Source organism: Tomitella gaofuii, assembly GCF_014126825.1.
Lineage (GTDB): Bacteria > Actinomycetota > Actinomycetes > Mycobacteriales > Mycobacteriaceae > Tomitella > Tomitella gaofuii.
The window spans coordinates 424808-441463 of sequence record NZ_CP059900.1; the positions used below are offsets into that span (position 1 = coordinate 424808).

The following is a 16656-nucleotide window of genomic DNA, read 5'->3' on the forward strand; positions in this document are numbered from 1 at the left end:
GGAAGGACCGTCAGAATGGACCTGTCGCCCAGTCCCGCGGCACGCGAGATCATCGAACGCCTCGAGGTGTTCATGACCGAACACGTGTATCCGGCCGAGGCCGTGTACGCGGCGCAGCGCGAGGAGAACGGCCCGCGCAGCCACGCGCTGCCGGCGGTGGTCGAGGAGCTCAAGGCGGAGGCCCGCCGGCAGGACATGTGGAACCTCTTCCTGCCGGCGCTCTCCGGCCTGACGCACCTGGACTACGCGCACATCGCCGAGATCACCGGCCGTTCGCCCTACATCGCCCCGGAGGCGCTGAACTGTTCGGCGCCGTCCACCGGGAACATGGAGATCCTGCACATGTTCGGCACGGACGAGCAGAAATCGCGGTGGCTCGCACCGCTCATGGCGGGCACCATGCGGTCCGGCTTCTCGATGACCGAGCCGGACGTCGCCTCCTCGGACGCGCGCAACATCGCGACGTCGATCGTCCGCGACGGCGACGAGTACGTGATCAACGGGCGCAAGTGGTGGACGACGGGGGCCGGGGACCCGCGCTGCGGGATCCTCGTGGTGATGGGCAAGACCGACCCGGACGCCGCACCGCACCGGCAGCAGTCGATGATCCTGGTCCCGGTGGACACCCCGGGAGTGGAGATCGTGCGGACGCTGCCGATCTTCGGCTACTACGACCAGCAGGGGCACGCGGAGATCCGCTACGACGATGTGCGCGTGCCGGCCGGAAACCTGCTCGCGGGCGAGGGCGACGGGTTCGCCATCGCGCAGGCGCGGCTGGGTCCCGGGCGCATCCACCACGCCATGCGCTGCATCGGCATGGCCGAGCGGGCGCTGGAGATGATGGTGCGCCGCGCGATGGGGCGCGAGACCTTCGGCACCCGGCTGTCCGACCAGGGCGTGGTGCGCACGTGGATCGCCGAGTCGCGCATGGAGATCGAGCAGGCACGCCTGCTGGTGCTCAAGACGGCGTGGCTGATCGACCAGGTGGGCGCGAAGGGCGCCGCCATCGAAGTGGCCGCGGTGAAGGTGGTGGGGCCGCGCGTCGCACGATCCGTGCTCGACCGCGCCATCCAGGTGCACGGCGGCGGCGGCGTCACCGACGACTTCCCGCTGGCACGCATGTGGGCGACGGGCCGGATCCTCGGCATCGCCGACGGGCCCGACGAGGTCCACATCCGCAGCGTCGCCCGCCACGAGCTGCGCAAGTACCGCTGAACGGAGGAGGATCCCATGGCCGGTCCGCGCACGGCACCGACAGTGTTCACCCCGGCGACGCTGGGCCCGATCACGCTGCGCAACCGCATCATCAAGGCCGCCACCTTCGAGGGGCGCACGCCCGGTGACCTCGTCACCGACGAGCTCATCGCGTTCCACGAGGAGGTGGCGGCCGGAGGGGTGGGCATGACCACCGTCGCGTACTGCGCCGTCGCGCCCGAGGGGCGCACCCAGGGCGGGCAGCTGTGGATGCGGCCCGAGGCGGTGCCGGGGCTGCGCCGGCTCACCGACGCCGTGCACGCGCAGGGCGCGGCGGCGCAGGCACAGATCGGGCACGCCGGCATCGTCGCCGACTCCACCAGCACGGGCCGCCCGGCGCTGGGTCCCGGTCGGCGCTTCAACCCGATGACGTTCCGGTTCACCCAGGCGGCCACCACCGCCGACATCGCGCGCATCGCCGCCGCACACGGTGATGCGGCGGTGATCGCGGAGGAATCGGGCTTCGACGCGGTCGAGGTGCACCTGGGCCACAACTACTTCGCCAGCTCGTTCCTGAGCCCCGCGATCAACAGGCGCACCGACGGTTTCGGAGGCTCGCTGGAGAACCGGGCGCGCGTGGCGCTCGATGCGCTGCGGGCCGTGCGGGAGCGGGTGGGCGATCGCATCGCCGTCACCACCAAGCTCAGCATGGACGACGGCGTGCCGGGCGGCTTCTGGACCGATGAGGCGATGGTGCTGGCCGAGTGGATCGACCGCGAGGGGCTGGTCGACGCCATGGAGCTCACCGTCGGCAGCTCGCCGCTCAACCCCATGTACCTGTTCCGCGGAGACGCGCCGGTGCGCGAGATGGCCGAGCTCATGCCGCCCGTGCGCAAGGCCGGCATCCGCATGTTCGGCAAGTACAAGATCAAGCACTACCCGTACCGGCCGCTGTTCCTGCTCGAGCAGGCCGAACAGATCAAGTCCGTCGTCGAGAACACCAAGCTCACGCTGCTCGGCGGCATCACCGACCTCGACGGGATGACCACCGCGATGGACCGCGGATTCGACTTCGTCGCCATGGCCCGTGCGCTGCTGCGCGAGCCGGACCTGGTCAACCGCATCGCCGCCGATGCTTCGACGCACTCGCTGTGCATCCACTGCAACAGGTGCATGCCGACGAACTTCTTCAACACCCGCTGCGTGCTGCGGCCGGAGACGGTGGGCCTGCTGCCGTTCCCGGCGGACGCGTAAGTGGCACTGACGCAGCCGAATGTCCACCGAACGTCGCACATAGGGCCCCGGCGCAACCAAATGTCCACCGAACGGGGCGCGGGCACGACCACACCGATACGAGGACGGAAATGATGACTCTCACCCCGCAGACCGCGGGCACCGTGCTGGAACGCGGCAGGTGCGCCGACCCGGCGCAGCTGGCGCATCGCGCCGACTGGCTGCGGCTGCGCGTGATCGAGATGATCGACCGCGCCGGGCTGGGCCACTACTCGAGCACGTTCTCGTGTGCGGAAATCCTTGCGGCGCTGTACTATCACGCGCTGCGCCTGGACCCGGCGGACCCGGACTGGCCCGATCGTGACCGGTTCCTGCTGGGCAAGGGGCACGCCGCGGTGGGGCTCTGGCCGATCCTCGCCGACCTCGGCTACCTGCCGACCGAGGCGCTCGACACGTTCGGCTACCTCGGCAGCCGGGTGGGCGACCATCCCGATATGCGCACGGCGCCGGGGGTGGACTTCAGCTCCGGCTCGCTGGGGCACAACCTGTCGGTGGGGCTGGGCATGGCCTACGCGGCCCGGCTGCGCGGCTCCGATCACCGCACGTTCGTGCTCACCGGCGACGGCGAACTGCACGAGGGGCAGGTCTGGGAGGCGGCTGCGGCGGCGTCGCACTACAGGCTGGGCAACCTCGTCGCGATCGTCGACGCCAACGGCTTCATCGGCAGCGGCCCCACCGATGAGCTGCTCGGCATCGAGCCGCTGGCGCAGCGGTTCGCGGCGTTCGGCTGGCGCGTGGTGGAACTGGACGGCAATGACACGGGCGCTCTGATCGAGGCGTTCGACGCGTTGCCCGACCCCGGATCGGAGAGTCCCGTCTGCCTCATCGCGAGGACGGTGAAGGGCAAGGGGGTCCGGTTGATGGAGGAGTCGCCGCGGGCCTGGCACGTCGGATATCTCGACTCCGGGCAACGGGCGGCCGCGGTCGCGGAGATCACGATGCGGATGACGAAAAGGGAGGCCGGGGCATGACGGCGGCGACAGGCTCGACGACGGGTGCGGGCACGGACCGCTCGGCGGCGATGGAGGACGTCTTCTCCGACGAGGGGCAGGCCTCCTCGCTCAACCTGCTGGGCCACGCGATGGCCGAACTCGCCGACAAGCACGACGACGTGGTGGTGCTCAGCGCCGACATGGGCTCGGCGCTCACCGAACTGCGCGAGCGGCATCCCGAGCGCTACATCGAGCTGGGTATCGCCGAGACCAACACCATCTCGGTGGCCGCGGGGATGGCGGCGTCGGGGCTGCGCCCGTACGTGCTCGCGTTCGCCCCGTTCGGGATGATCAAGTGCGCCGAGCAGATCCGCACGGACTTGTCGGCGACGATGATGCCGGTGACGCTGGTGACCAGGCTCTCCGGTCTGGCGATGGGCTACTTCGGCACGAGCCACCACGCGGTCGAGGACCTCGCGATAGCCCGGCCGATCACCAACCTCACGATCATGACCCCCGCGGACAACAACGCCGCGCTGGGTTTGCTCGAGGCGAGCCATGACCTCGCCGGGCCGTCCCTGCTGCGCGTGAGCGAGGGGGCGATGCCGGTGTACGACGCGGTGCCGGAACTACGGCGGGGGCGCTTCGTGCGGGTCCGCGAGGGGGCGGACATCACGATCATCGCGACGGGGGTCGGCGTCGGCTGTGCCGTGGCCGCGGCGGCGGACCTGGCCGGGCGCGGTATCGACGCAGCGGTGCTCGACGCCGCGTACATCAAACCGTTCGACGCGGAGGCCGTGCTCGCCGCGGCACGCGCGACAGGCGCGATCCTCACCGTGGAGGAGCACAACATCGTCGGCGGGCTCGGCTCGGCGGTGGCGGAAGTGCTCGGCCGGCACGCCGGGGAGCTGACGGCTGCGCGCGGCGGCTCGCCGGTGCGCGTGGCCTCGGTGGCCCTGCCGGACGAGGACCTGGAGGTGGGGGTGCCCACCGACCTGCTGGAGCACTACGGAATCACTTCGGCGGGCGTCGCCTCGGCCGCGACAGAGCTGCTCGGGAGGGTGCGATCATGAAGTTCGGTGAGGCGGTGGCGCGGATCCTGCATGCGGAGGGCGTCGAGTCGGTGTGCGGCTACCCGCTCAACTACGTCTTCGAGTACGCGGCGCAGGCGGGTATCCGACCGGTCATCGCACGCGCGGAGCGCACGGCCGGCCATATGGCCGACGCGATCTCGCGGATCAGCAGCGGGCAGACGATCGGGGTGTACGCCACACAGCACGGCCCGGGGATCGAGAACGGCATGGGAGCGGTGGCCCAGGCCTACGCCGAGTCGGTGCCGCTGCTGGTGCTGCCCATGGGCTACCGGCGCGACGAGGCGCACATCGACCCGAACTTCAACTCCACCATCGCGCTGCGGCCGTTCGTCAAGGCGGTGGAACCGGTGAACGACCCGGCGCAGACGGCGGCGGTGTTCCGGCGCGCCTTCAGCCGTCTGCGCAACGGCCGCGGCGGCCCTGTGGCGGTGGAGATCCCACGCGACATGTGGTTCGAGGATGTGCCGGAGCCGTTCGACTACCGGCCGGCGGTGCGCACGCGCAGCGGCCCCGACCCCGCCGACGTGCGCCGGGCGGCGGAGCTGCTGGTCGCGGCGGAACGCCCCGTCATCCACGCCGGTCAGGGGGTGCACTACGCGCAGGCGTGGCCGCAGCTGCGCCGGCTGGCCGAGACGCTGGCGACCCCCGTCTCCACCACGCTCGAGGGCAAGAGCGCGTTCCCTGAAGACCATCCGCTGGCGCTGGGATCGGGCGGACGCGCCGTGCCGCTGCCCGTGCACCGGTTCCTCGAGGAGGCGGACGTGGTCCTCGCTGTCGGCGCCAGCCTCACGCCGTCGGACTTCGCCGTGCACTTCCCGACCGGCAAGCGGCTGATCCACGCCACGCTCGATCCGGCGCATTTCGACACCGCGATCCCTGCGGAGATCGGCCTCGTCGGAGACGCCGCGCTCACCCTCGACGCGCTGCAGTCCGAGGTCGACGCGCTCCTCGGCGGCGAGGGCCGCGACCCCGACCCGGTGGCGGCGGAGATCCGCGCCGTGCACGACGAATGGCACGCGCAATGGGCGCCACTGCTCATGTCGGACGAGACGCCGATCTCGCCGTACCGGGTGGTGCACGAGCTCATGGGCGTGGCGGACGTGGCGAACACGGTGATCACCCACGACTCGGGCTCGCCGCGCGACCAGCTCTCGCCTTTCTGGCGCTCGGTCACGCCGCTGAGCTACCTCGGCTGGGGCAAGTCCACGCAGCTCGGCTACGGGCTGGGGTTGGCGATGGGCGCGAAGCTGGCGCACCCGGAACGGCTGTGCATCAACCTGTGGGGCGACGCGGCGTTCGGGTTCACCGGCCTGGAACTCGAGACGTGCGTGCGCGAGCGCATCCCGGTGCTCTCGATTCTGCTCAACAACGCGCACATGGCCATGGAGGCCAATGCGATGGGCCTGTCGCAGCGCGAGTACGGGACGATGGACATCTCCGGCGACTACACGGCGCTGGCACGTTCGCTGGGGCTCTACGCCGAGCGCATCACCGACCCCGGCGAGATCGCGGGCGCCCTGCGCCGCGGCATCGCGCAGACGGAGGCGGGACGCCCGGTGCTGCTGGAGTTCGTCACCTCCCGCGAGATCCGCATCTCCACCCACGGCGGCGACACCTACCTCTCTCCGGTGCCGGACAACTTCGCATGACCGCGCCCCAGGAAGCCTCCGACGGCGTGGTCGGCGCGCTGGTGCGGCGCCGCTCCGCAGCGGATCCCGGTGCGCCCGCCTATGTGACGCGCTCCAGGACGACCACCTGGGGCGAGTACGACCGGCTGGCGGACACAGTGTGCGCGGCGGTGCGCTCCGCGGGAGGGCCGTCGGGTGAAGGCGCGCCGGTGGCGGTGTTCCTGCCGGACACCGCGGTGTTCCACGCGGCGATCGTGGGGTGCCGCCGGGCGGGTCGGGTGTCCGCGATGATCGGTGCGCGCACCGGAGATCGCGAGGCCGCGCACATCATGTCCACGGCCGGGGCGCGGGTTCTCGTGACCGCACCGACGGTGCGCGGGCGTGCGTGGCGGCGGGTCGTGGAAGGGGTGGCGACGCGTTCGGCGCGGCCGGACGCAGTGATCGTCGTCGACGAGGACGACTGTTCCGCGCAGGTGTACCGGCATCGGCGCGGAGGCTGGGCGCCGGCCGTCGCGCCGGCGGACCCGCAGCCGGCGCGTGGGCTCGGCCCGTCGGGCATCGCGCTGCTCAACTCCACCTCGGGCACCACCGGACTGCCCAAGGTCGTCGCGCATGCGGAACACACGTGGCTCGAGTTCGCCCGGCTGGCCGCGCGCGGCGGGCGGATCACCGAGGACGACGTCGTCTGTTCCGTGGTGCCCGCGCCGTACGGCTTCGGGCTGTGGACGGCGCACTTCCTGCCCGCGCTGCTCGGCGTCCCCACCGTGGTGGTGGAGAAGTTCGACGTGGTGGAGACCGCCGAGCTCATCGAGCGTGAGAGGGTCACGGTGCTGTGCTGCGTGACCACACAGTGCAGGATGCTGCTGCGGTCGGCGGAAGCGCGCGGCCACGACCTGTCCTCGCTACGTGTCCTGTATACGGGAGGTGAGAGCGTGGGCCGCGCTGCCGCGGAGGAGTTCGAGCGTGTGACCGGGGCCCGCGTGCTGCAGTTCTACGGGTCCAACGAGGCCGGCCCGGTGAGCGCCACCACGGTCGACGACGACGCGGACACACGTCTGGGCACGTGCGGGCGGCTGGTCGGGCCCGTGGACGCGCGCGTGCGCGGCGACGACGGCGCAGTGTCGGATCGCGGTCCGTGCCGGGGGCGCCTCGAGGTGCGCAGCCCGATGGCCTCCCGGGGCTACTGGAATGACGAGAACGCCGATCGCGCGCTGTTCACGGAGGACGGGTGGGTACGCCTGGGCGACCTGGTCGAGATTGACGAGGCCGGGCGGCTCACCGTGATCGGCCGCACCGCGCAGATCGTGATCCGCGGGGGACGGAACATCTCGATCGCAGAAGTCGAGGACGTGGTCCGTGGCGATCCGGATGTGCGCGATGCGGTGGCGGTGGCGGTGCCCGACCCGGTCTTCGGCGAGCGGGTGTGCGCCGTCGTCGTCCCTGCGGAGGGGCGCGCGCCGGATACGGCGTCGCTCGGCGCCGGACTGCGCGCGCGGGGCGTCTCGCCGGAGCTCTTCCCCGAGTACGTCGTGTGCGTCGACGAGGTTCCGCAGGGGCCCGGGGGGAAGGCGGATCGCGCGGAACTCGCGCGTGTCGCCGCAGCGTCCGTGGACGCGGTACCGCGCTAGTGGAAGCGCGCGCCGGCGCCGGCGCGGCGAATATCGACGACACGTAGCAAATGTTTGATACATTCACATACGACGGAGACCACGAAGGAGACGCCATGGCTGCGAGCGCAGTGGGCATCGCCCACGGGCCGGTGGCGGACTGGTTCACGGAGCATGTCCGTCCCGTGGAGTCGCCGCTCCGCTTCACGCGGATCGCCGGCGGACGTTCCAACCTCACCTTCGCGGTCGTCGACGACGCGTCGAGGCGATGGGTGCTGCGCCGGCCGCCGCTGGGATGGAAGTCCGGCAACGCGCACGACGTGGTCCGCGAGGCGGACGTGCTGCGGCGCATGTCGGCCGCCGGGATGCCGGTGCCCGCGGTGCTGGGCGTCTGCGAGGATCCGGACGTCAATGGCGCACCGTTCTTCGTGATGGAGCACGTGGACGGCGCGGTGCTCCGGCGGCCGGACGACTTCGGCGCCTTCCCGGACCCGGCACAGCGTGCGCGCATCGGCCACTCGCTCATCGAGGTCCTGACACGACTGCACCGGGCGGACCTCGCCGCGGCCGGGTGGGGAGCGCGCGCCGGGCAACGCGGCTTCATCGAACGCCAGCTGGGGCTGTGGTCGCGCAACTGGGAGTCGGGCAGGATCCGCCTGCTCGGCGACATCGAGCAGACGCGGGACCTGCTCGCGCAGCGCATCCCGCCCCAACGGACGGCGGCCATCGTGCACGGCGACTTCCGCCTGGACAACTGCCTGATCGGCCCCGATTGCGCCGTCACCGGGGTGCTGGACTGGGAACTCACCACCGTCGGCGACCCGCTCGCCGATCTCGGACACTTCCTCGTCTACTGGGCGGAGCCCGGAGATGCGGTGAAGGCCTTGGAGGACCCGCCGACGGCGGTGCCGGACATGCCCACCCGCAGCGAGCTGGCCCGCGCCTACATCGCACAGATGCGCGGCGTGCTCGACGTGTCCGAGCGCGACGTCGATTTCCACGTGGCGTTCAGCTGGTGGAAGACGGCCTGCATCGTGGAGAACGTGTACGCGCGGATGGCGCAGGGTGCGATGGGGGATTCCGACAGGACCCCCGAATCGTTCGGGGCGCAGGCGGAGCGTCTGGCCGCCCGCGCGCACGCCTGCGCGCGGGCACTGCGGTGAACAACGGAATTCCAGGGCGACGACGACCGAGAGGGCGCAACGATGACGGATGACAGCACCGGCGAGCCGGGGGTCGACCTCGAGTACTACGGACCCTGGGCGGTGATCGCCGGCGGCTCCGAGGGGGTGGGGCCCGCCTACGCGCTGCGGCTCGCACGGGCCGGCGTCGGCGTGGTGCTCATCGCCCGCAAACCCGGGCCGCTCGAGGAGGCGGCGGACGCGGTGCGGGCCGCAGGCGGCGAGGTCCGCACGCTTGCGCTGGACCTGCTCGCCCCGGACGCGCTCGAGCGTATCCGCGCGGTGACGGACGACCTGGACATCGGCCTGCTGATCTACAACGCCGGCGCCGGCGCATACGCGTCCGAGTTCGTCGACGCCGACCTGGACCAGGTACGGCGGACGATCGACCTCAACATCGACTGTCAGCTGCAGCTGGTGCACCACTTCGGCGGCCGGCTCAAGCGGCGGGGCGGCGGCGGGATCCTGCTCATGGGGTCGATGAACGGCTACATGGGCGCCGCGCACATCAGCTTCTACGGCGCGGCCAAGGCATTCAGCCGGATCTTCGCGGAGGGGCTCTGGCTCGAACTCGCGCCGCACGGGGTGCACGTGCTGGAACTGGTGCCCGGCGGTATCCGGACTCCCGCGCTGGGGAGGCTCGGTTTCGATCTGGACGATCCGCCGTTCCCCGTGGCCGAACCCGACGACGTCGCCCGCGAAGGGCTCGCGCATCTCGCACACGGGCCGGTGCGGGTGACCGAAGGGAACTTCGAGGCGGCCCGGCGGCAGAGCGGGTTCCCGCGGGCCGCGCTGCTGGCACCCGCATCCTCGCAGGACGGATAGCCGGCACCACTCACAGATCCCCACGGACACCGGAGGTACAGCGATGACCATCGCCATGGATGCGGGCGCGTTCGACACGCGGGTCGAGGATCCGCCCAGCACGCAGCTGGACCGGATCTCGATGATCCTCGCCTCGTTCGACGGGCATGCGCAGCAGTCGCTGTCCGAGGTGACGCGGCGCACCGGGCTGCCGCGGTCGACGGCGCACCGGATGCTCGAACGCCTCGTGCAGATGCAGTGGGTGCGCAAGGACGGTCGCGACTACGAGCTGGGGGCGCGGCTGATCGAGCTGGGATCGCTGGCCGCCACCCAGAGCCGGCTGCACAGCGCGGCCGTCCCCATCATGCGCGAGCTGCACCGGGTCACCGGGCACATGGTGTACCTCGGGGTGCTCGACGGCGACGACGTCCTCTACACCCAACGGGTCGGCGCGCCACGCGGAACCGTGCCGCCCGCACGGGTCGGCGCGCGCCGGCCGGCGACGCGATCGCCCATCGGACGATGCCTGCTCGCCTACTCGGATGCGACGGCGGCGGACGATGCGCTCTCGGCACGGATCCGCCAGGACGGCGTCGCCTACGTGGATTCCGGTGCGACGTGCGGGATCGGCGTGCCGATCGGCGAGGCAGGAGACGCCGTCGCAGGCCTGTCGATATGCGGGCCCACGGCCGAGCTTCGTCTGGACCACCACAATGCGGCACCCGTCCGCATGGCGGCGGGGGCGATCATGCAGGCCCTGCTGCGGCGGGACGCGCACGTCATTCCGGTGCTCACCCGCCGGCATCCGCTGCGGTCGATGCCCACGGCACGACCGGGGCCGCCGCGCCGCATGATGCAGGGAACCTGATCCGGGCGGCGGCACGGCGCTCCGCGTAAGGTCTGCGCGGCACACCTCCTACGAATACGAACGGCAAGCATATGGAATGGTCCGACCGGCACACGCTGATCTTCGAGACGGCAGCGGAACTCTTCGCGGCGAAGGGCATCGCGGGTACGTCGGTGCGCGACATCGCGGACGGTGTGGGCGTGCTCTCCGGCAGCCTCTACCACTACTTCGAGTCCAAGGATGCGATCGCCGACGCGATCATCACGCGGTACCTGGAGGACCTGGAGAAGCGGTACGCCGAGGTGCTGCAGCTGCCGGAACAGGAGCGCCTGCACGCGCTGGTGCATCAGTCGTTGCTCGCCTCGGAGGCCAACCCGCACGCGTCGGAGATCTACCAGAACAATGCGTCGTACATGAAAAACCTGTCCGGCTATCCGATGATCCGCGACGCCGCCAAGGTTAGCCGGCAGGTGTGGATGCAGATCATCGACGAGGGCATCGCGTCGGGCCGGTTCCGGTCCGACCTGCCGTCGGTGACGATCTACGGGCTGTTGCGCGACGCGGTCTGGCTCTCGCAGCGCTGGTTCACCCCCACACCGGACGTGGATCGGAGCGTATTCGCCGACCAGCTCGTGTCCGTGTTCGTCGATGGGATCGGCTCGCCGGTGCACGCGGACTGACCGCCCGTCAGCCTCCGCGGGCATCGGCGATATGCCGTCGGCCGAGGCCGGATGCGGAAGCCACCCCCATCAGGGTGAGCGTCCGGACGATCTCGTCGCGCAGAATCCCCAGCACACGCACCACGCCCTCCTCGCCCTCTGCGGCGAGACCGTAGAGGGCGGGCCTGCCGATGCCGACCGCGGTGGCGCCGAGCGCCAGCGCCTTCACGACGTCTACGCCGCTGCGCACGCCGCCGTCCATCAGTACCGGCACCGTGCCGCCGATCCGGTCGACGACGGCCGGCAGTGCGCGGAGCGCGGCCGGTGCGCCGTCCAGTTGACGGCCGCCGTGGTTCGACACCACGACGCCGTCCGCGCCGCACCGGACAGCGGCCTCCGCGTCCGCCGGATCGAGGATCCCCTTGACGTACAGCGGCCCATGCCACATGTCGCGGATCCGGGCGATGTCGTCCCACGTCACGGTGGCGTCGAGAAGGCTCTGCTGGCGCCGTGCGGAACGCACGCCCGCCCCGACGCCGCGCTCGTCCACCAGCATGCGCGCCGCGACACGCCGGCTCCTGAGCAGGTGGCAGCACCAGCGGGGATGCCGTGCCGCGTCGAGGAGCCCGGCCGGGGTGAACTCCGGCGGTACGCCCATGCCGCTGCGGCGTTCGGCGATCCGATTGCCCGCGACGGGGACGTCGACGGTCACGAAGCGGGCGCCGAAGCCGGCGGCGCGGGCCCGATCGATGAACCGGCGGGCCAGCGGCTCGCCGGTTGTCGCGCTCGTCCACGGGTACAGCTGGAAGAAGTGGTCCCGCTCGGTGGCGGCGGCGATCTCCTCGACGGTGTAGCTCGCCGCGGTCGAGATCACGGCACGTGTGCCGCACCGTTCCGCGGCGCGCGCGAGCGCCGGCTCGCCCGACCGGTGCGTCAGCCCCGTCATCCCGGTGGGGGACACGTACACCGGAAGGCCGGCCGTGGCCGTCCCGAGAGGAGTCGACAGGTCGGGCGCTGCGGCCCCGGTGAGGACGCGGGGCCGCAGGACCCACTCGTCGAATGCGCCGGTATTGGCGCGCAGCGTCTGCTCGCGGTCCGCGCCGCCGTCGATGAACGACCACACCATCCGCGGCACGGAACGCCGCGCGAGGTGTCTGTAATCGTCGATGGTCAGCGGCCGGCGCCGTGCGGAGGGGCGCACGGCGACCGGGCCGACAGGGATCGCTGGAACCACGGTGGATCCTCCGCCGCCGGGCCGGTTCAGGAGATCCAGGCGTCGTTGAACAGCCAGATGTTGGCTGTGGTGCGCTGCAGTCCGTGCACCGTGTCGTTCCAGCCGGTGAAGGCCGCCATCGGTCCCAGGATCATGTAGGGGACGGTCTCGTTGATCCGCTGCTGGATCTTCCCGAGGATCGCGTTCCGGTCGTCGCGGGACGTCGCGGTCTGCAGTTGCGAGAGCAGCGCATCCATCTGCGCATCGGAGTAGCCGCCGGGATTGTTGCCGGAACCCGAGCCCAGGCTGCCCTGCAGCCGGATGTAGGGGGCTTCGTCGAGCATGGCGAAGGACTGCCGGGACAAGTCGAAATCGCGTTCATTGAACACCTGCTGCGCTCCGGCGGCCGGGTCCGGCGCCGCGTCGAGGGAACAGTCGAAGCCGACCGCGTTCAGCGACGCCTGGATCGTCTGCGCCGCGCTCATCGAGAACTGGTCGGAGGACGTCTGCAGGCTGATCTTTCCGCTGTAGCCGTCCGCCTTGGCCTCGGCGAGAAGCTTCTTCGCCTGTTCCGGATCGAAGGTCGTCCCGGGGACGTCGACGTCCCACATGGAGTTCGGCGCCAGCATCTCGCCGGTGTAGTCGCCCAGGCCGTTCTGCACCCGCTGCACGTACTGGTCGCGGTCGATCGCGTGGGAGATGGCCTGCCGCACGCGCATATCCGAGCCGGGACGCGGATCCACCGTGTTGATGACGATGTTCTGGCCGAGGCCCATCTCCGCGAGGTAGCCGGGGTAGCCGCGGTCGATGGCCTGCTGGATGATCTGGCGGTCCTGCAGCATGTAGACCATGTCCACGTCTCCGGCGTTGAGGGCGTCCAGGTTGCCCTTCGCGCCCGACGACGGGACGAAGCGGAGCGTGTCGATATGGGGACGGCCGCCGTAGTACCCGTCCCGGGCATCGAGGACCAGCTCCTCCTGCTGGGCGAAGTGGTCGACGGTGTACGGCCCTGCGCCGATCGGTGTGAACGTGCCGCCGTCGACCGCGCTCGGGGCGACGATGTAGCCGGCGCCGGTGGTCAGGAGCACGGGGAATCGTGTCCACGGACGGTTGAGCTCGAAGACCACCGTCTGCGGATCCGGAGTGGAGATCTGCTTGATGATCGCGCTCATCGTCGGCGCCAGATCGAACTTCGAGTCCAGGTATCGCCGGATGCTCCAGACGACCGCGTCCGCGTCGAGCGGGGTGCCGTCGCTGAACGTCGCCCCGTCGCGCAGGGTGACGGTGTACTGCGAGTAGTCGTCGTTGTGCTCGAGTTTCTCGGCGAGCTGCGGTACGAAGCCGCCGCTGTCGTAGTCAGGGCGCACGAGCACGTCGTAGATCGCGGCCAGCTCCGTGCCGCCCACGGCCCCGGAGGCACGGGTGTGCGTGGGATCGAGGGACCGCGGGAAGTTGAACGTGCCGAACGTCAGCGTCCCCCCGTCCTTCGGGGTGCCAGCGTCCTCTTGATCGCCGACGGGGCCGGGGGCGTGCATCCCGCTGCCGCCGGCGGCGGCACTGGTCCCATCGCCGCCGGACGTGGTGCCACCGGATGCGCATCCGGCCAACACCAGCGTTCCGGCGATGCCCAGGGCCGCAATGGCGCGCCGCATGTGTCGCATCTTCTGGCTCATCACTCGCCTCGCTTGATCAGGTCGCGGGGCGCTTCACTCTGTTTCAGCGTCCCAACTTGCCAGCAACATAGAGTGATGTGCGTCATGTGGAGATGCGGTGTCCACGACGTGGGAAACTTTCTGCGAGGCAGGGGGCCGGTCAGTGTGCCGGAACCCGCGCCGTCGCCTTGACCTCGACGAGGGTCTCGGGCGTGCCGAGCGCCGCGACGCCGATCGCCGTCCACGCCGGCCGGCCGTCGCCCTGGAACTCCGCCTTCGCGGCCATGAACTCGGCCATGTGCTCCGGGTAGTGCGTGTGGAAGCTCGTCAGGTCCACGACGTCCTCCGGCCGGCAGCCTTGCTCCGCCAGCACGCGCCGCAGCGACGCGAATGCCAGGCGGTACTGCTCAGCGGGGTCTGCGGGCGCCGCCCCGTGCTCGTCGAGCCCCGTCTGCCCCGAGCAGAACACGAGATCGCCCGACCGCACCGCGTCGGAATACTTGTAGAGCTCGGTCCAGTCGCCGTGTGCTGCCATCGTCGCTTCCCTCTTCCAGCCGAGACTCTTCCCGCCGGGGCTCTTCCCGCCCCGGAGCACGCTCAGAGTTCCGTGGCCGCCGTTACCGCGTCGACGGCCTCGCCGGTCAGCGTACGTGCGGCCGCGGCAGCACCCTGACGGACCTGCTCGGCGGATGTGGCACCCGAGATCACCGACGGCACACCGTCCTGCGCCAACAGCCAGCCCACCGCGAGTTCCAGCAGCGTGCGGCCGTGTTCGTCCGCGACCGCGCGCAGCCGGTCGACGATCGCGAAGTTCTCCCGCGTCGCCTCTTTGGCGAAGTAGGCGGACCCCGCCAGGCGCGAGCCCGCAGGGAAACTCTCGCCGGCCGAGTATTTTCCGGTGAGCAGGCCGGAGGCGAGGGGGAAGAAGGGGATCATGCCGAGGCCGAAGCGGCGGCACGCCGGCACGATCTCGTCTTCGGCTCCGCGCTTGAGCAGGTTCCACTCGAACTGCGAGGCGATGAACCGGCCCGTCCCGCAGCGTGCCGCCAGGTGGTCGGCGTCGGCGATCTGCCACCCGGCCACGTTGGAGTTCGCGATGTAGCGCACCTTGCCGTCGCGGACGAGCCGGTCCAGGGCGGAGAGTGTCTCTTCGATCGGCGTGTGCTGATCGGGATAGTGCTGGTAGTACAGGTCGATGCGGTCGGTGCCGAGGCGGCGCAGGCTCGCCTCGCACTCACGGATGATGCCGCCGCGCGAGCCGGTGGCCTGGTCGGCGCCCGGTCCGCGGTGCGCGCCGAACTTGGTCGCGATGACGGCCTCATCCCGCCGGGCGCCGAGCGCGCTGCCGAGGTACGCCTCCGACAGGCCGTCGCCGTACATCGCCGCGGTGTCGAAGAAGGTGATCCCCTGGTCCAGCGCCGCGTGCACCACCTTCGCGGTGTCGTCCTCGCTCAGACGTGCACCGAAATTGTTGCAGCCCAGACCCATCGCCGAGACCGTGAGCCCGCTGCGGCCCACCTGCCGGTACTCCATGCTCCGCTTCCTTCCGCCTGCCGTCGATTCCCGCGTCGGTCCGATGGTCTCACTCGAAGTCGGGCGGCAGCGCCTCCGCCAGCAGCCGCGCGCGGCGGCCGGCGATCCGCGCGTACACGTCGGGGTGCGTGCAGATCCAGAAGTCGCCGCGGTCGACCCCGTCGAAGAAGATGCGCGCCGCCTCGTCGGCGGACATGCCCTTCTCGCGCAGCTGGGTCCGCCAATGGTCGACGGACTCGCCGGCGTGCGTGCTGTGCGCGACGTCTTCGAAGATCCGGGTAGTCACATGCGCTGGCACGAAGGCCGATACTCCGACCTGCGGAAACCTCTGAGCGCACTCGAGGTGGAGTGTCTCGGTCATCTGCTGGGCGGCGTGCTTGGACACCCCGTACGCGCCCATGCCCGCCAGGGTGCCGATGCCGCCCACCGACGTCGTCGTGACGACGCGCGACGGCCGTGGATCCGCCCCCATCCGCGGCACGAAGGAGCGGATGCCGTGGAAGGCGCCGTCGATGTTCACCGACATCACCCGGCGCCATTCGTCCACGGGCAGGTCCCACAGTGCGCCCAGCGACTCGACCCCCGCATTGTTGACCAGCAGGGCGACCCGCCCGTGGCGCGCGTAGGCGGCGTCCGCCAGCGCGTCCACCGAGCACGGGTCGGTGACGTCGGTGGGGACTGCGAGCGCGTCGCCTCCCTCGTCGGTGATCGCCCGCGCCACCGCCTCGAGCCGCTCGGCGGACACGTCGGCGAGCACCACCGGCATTCCGCGGGCGGCGGCGCGCCGGGCTATCGCCGCGCCGATCCCGCTGCCGGCGCCCGTGATGACCGCGGCCCCCGCCTCGGAGCCCTGCTGCTGCGCGTCGCCCATGGATTCCCGTCCGTTCGGTGTTGCATGCCGCTGCTCGATCGTGCGTGTCGCATTCCGATCCTGCGTGTCACAGCGGACGATAGGGCGCTCCGCGGTGGGCGCGGCCGGTGTCTCCCAACCCACGGGAGAACCGGGTTCCGCGCGGTGC

The 16656-nt window shown here is 71.0% G+C and carries 15 protein-coding genes; 10 read left to right on the forward strand and 5 right to left on the reverse strand.

The features are described 5' to 3' along the window. The first annotated feature begins 15 nt into the window (after positions 1–15). From H4F70_RS02030 to H4F70_RS02075, 10 genes are all read left to right on the forward strand, one after another. Complete coding sequence (locus H4F70_RS02030; protein ID WP_182358847.1) at positions 16–1215, forward strand: acyl-CoA dehydrogenase family protein; 1200 nt, start codon at positions 16–18, stop codon at positions 1213–1215. 15 nt (positions 1216–1230) lie between these two features. Beyond that, on the forward strand, positions 1231–2448 hold the full coding sequence (locus H4F70_RS02035; protein ID WP_182358848.1) for an NADH:flavin oxidoreductase: 1218 nt from the start codon (positions 1231–1233) through the stop codon (positions 2446–2448). A gap of 110 nt (positions 2449–2558) precedes the next feature. Continuing rightward, the gene (locus tag H4F70_RS02040; protein WP_220471755.1) at positions 2559–3458 is read left to right on the forward strand and encodes a transketolase; all 900 of its coding nucleotides are present in this window, start codon (positions 2559–2561) and stop codon (positions 3456–3458) included. Next, positions 3455–4492 carry a transketolase family protein gene (locus H4F70_RS02045; protein ID WP_182358849.1) on the forward strand — a complete coding sequence of 346 codons (1038 nt, stop codon included), beginning with the start codon at positions 3455–3457 and terminating at the stop codon, positions 4490–4492. The genes H4F70_RS02040 and H4F70_RS02045 overlap by 4 nt, the downstream gene beginning before the upstream one ends. After that, positions 4489–6162: a thiamine pyrophosphate-requiring protein gene (locus H4F70_RS02050; protein ID WP_182358850.1), complete on the forward strand. Its 1674-nt coding sequence runs from the start codon at positions 4489–4491 to the stop codon at positions 6160–6162. The genes H4F70_RS02045 and H4F70_RS02050 overlap by 4 nt, the downstream gene beginning before the upstream one ends. Beyond that, a complete protein-coding gene (locus H4F70_RS02055; RefSeq protein ID WP_182358851.1) occupies positions 6159–7769 on the forward strand; it encodes a class I adenylate-forming enzyme family protein in 1611 nt (536 codons plus the stop codon). Before H4F70_RS02050 ends, H4F70_RS02055 begins: the two co-directional genes overlap by 4 nt. A gap of 95 nt (positions 7770–7864) precedes the next feature. Further along, positions 7865–8911 (forward strand): phosphotransferase family protein, encoded by a 1047-nt coding sequence (locus H4F70_RS02060; protein ID WP_182358852.1) that lies wholly within the window; start codon positions 7865–7867, stop codon positions 8909–8911. Between the two features lie 42 nt (positions 8912–8953). Further along, the gene (locus H4F70_RS02065) at positions 8954–9754 is read left to right on the forward strand and encodes an SDR family NAD(P)-dependent oxidoreductase (protein ID WP_182358853.1); all 801 of its coding nucleotides are present in this window, start codon (positions 8954–8956) and stop codon (positions 9752–9754) included. A gap of 43 nt (positions 9755–9797) precedes the next feature. Then, on the forward strand, positions 9798–10601 hold the full coding sequence (locus H4F70_RS02070) for an IclR family transcriptional regulator (RefSeq protein ID WP_182358854.1): 804 nt from the start codon (positions 9798–9800) through the stop codon (positions 10599–10601). Positions 10602–10672: 71 nt separating this feature from the next. After that, positions 10673–11260 (forward strand): TetR/AcrR family transcriptional regulator, encoded by a 588-nt coding sequence (locus H4F70_RS02075; RefSeq protein ID WP_182358855.1) that lies wholly within the window; start codon positions 10673–10675, stop codon positions 11258–11260. Positions 11261–11267: 7 nt separating this feature from the next. Here the strand turns inward: H4F70_RS02075 and H4F70_RS02080 are convergent, their stop codons facing one another. The 5 genes from H4F70_RS02080 to H4F70_RS02100 form a co-directional block, all read right to left on the reverse strand. Next, positions 11268–12473, reverse strand: coding sequence for an alpha-hydroxy acid oxidase (locus tag H4F70_RS02080; protein ID WP_235681285.1), 1206 nt, complete (start codon positions 12471–12473; stop codon positions 11268–11270). A 26-nt stretch (positions 12474–12499) separates the two neighbouring features. Further along, a complete protein-coding gene (locus H4F70_RS02085) occupies positions 12500–14125 on the reverse strand; it encodes an ABC transporter substrate-binding protein (protein ID WP_182358856.1) in 1626 nt (541 codons plus the stop codon). A 139-nt stretch (positions 14126–14264) separates the two neighbouring features. Beyond that, positions 14265–14639, reverse strand: a complete 375-nt coding sequence (locus H4F70_RS02090) for a RidA family protein (RefSeq protein ID WP_182358857.1) — start codon at positions 14637–14639, stop codon at positions 14265–14267. Between the two features lie 62 nt (positions 14640–14701). Further along, entirely contained in the window at positions 14702–15637 is a 936-nt protein-coding gene (locus H4F70_RS02095) for an aldo/keto reductase (RefSeq protein WP_182358858.1), read from the reverse strand. A 49-nt stretch (positions 15638–15686) separates the two neighbouring features. Then, complete coding sequence (locus H4F70_RS02100) at positions 15687–16508, reverse strand: SDR family NAD(P)-dependent oxidoreductase (RefSeq protein WP_182358859.1); 822 nt, start codon at positions 16506–16508, stop codon at positions 15687–15689. Between the last annotated feature and the right edge of the window lie 148 nt (positions 16509–16656).

Coding starts and splice junctions, on each gene's coding strand:
- H4F70_RS02030 (WP_182358847.1), top strand. CDS start 16: ATGGACCTGTCGCCCAGTCCCGCGGCACGCGAGATCATCGAACGCCTC.
- H4F70_RS02035 (WP_182358848.1), top strand. CDS start 1,231: ATGGCCGGTCCGCGCACGGCACCGACAGTGTTCACCCCGGCGACGCTG.
- H4F70_RS02040 (WP_220471755.1), top strand. CDS start 2,559: ATGATGACTCTCACCCCGCAGACCGCGGGCACCGTGCTGGAACGCGGC.
- H4F70_RS02045 (WP_182358849.1), top strand. CDS start 3,455: ATGACGGCGGCGACAGGCTCGACGACGGGTGCGGGCACGGACCGCTCG.
- H4F70_RS02050 (WP_182358850.1), top strand. CDS start 4,489: ATGAAGTTCGGTGAGGCGGTGGCGCGGATCCTGCATGCGGAGGGCGTC.
- H4F70_RS02055 (WP_182358851.1), top strand. CDS start 6,159: ATGACCGCGCCCCAGGAAGCCTCCGACGGCGTGGTCGGCGCGCTGGTG.
- H4F70_RS02060 (WP_182358852.1), top strand. CDS start 7,865: ATGGCTGCGAGCGCAGTGGGCATCGCCCACGGGCCGGTGGCGGACTGG.
- H4F70_RS02065 (WP_182358853.1), top strand. CDS start 8,954: ATGACGGATGACAGCACCGGCGAGCCGGGGGTCGACCTCGAGTACTAC.
- H4F70_RS02070 (WP_182358854.1), top strand. CDS start 9,798: ATGACCATCGCCATGGATGCGGGCGCGTTCGACACGCGGGTCGAGGAT.
- H4F70_RS02075 (WP_182358855.1), top strand. CDS start 10,673: ATGGAATGGTCCGACCGGCACACGCTGATCTTCGAGACGGCAGCGGAA.
- H4F70_RS02085 (WP_182358856.1), bottom strand. CDS start 14,125: ATGAGCCAGAAGATGCGACACATGCGGCGCGCCATTGCGGCCCTGGGC.
- H4F70_RS02090 (WP_182358857.1), bottom strand. CDS start 14,639: ATGGCAGCACACGGCGACTGGACCGAGCTCTACAAGTATTCCGACGCG.
- H4F70_RS02095 (WP_182358858.1), bottom strand. CDS start 15,637: ATGGAGTACCGGCAGGTGGGCCGCAGCGGGCTCACGGTCTCGGCGATG.
- H4F70_RS02100 (WP_182358859.1), bottom strand. CDS start 16,508: ATGGGCGACGCGCAGCAGCAGGGCTCCGAGGCGGGGGCCGCGGTCATC.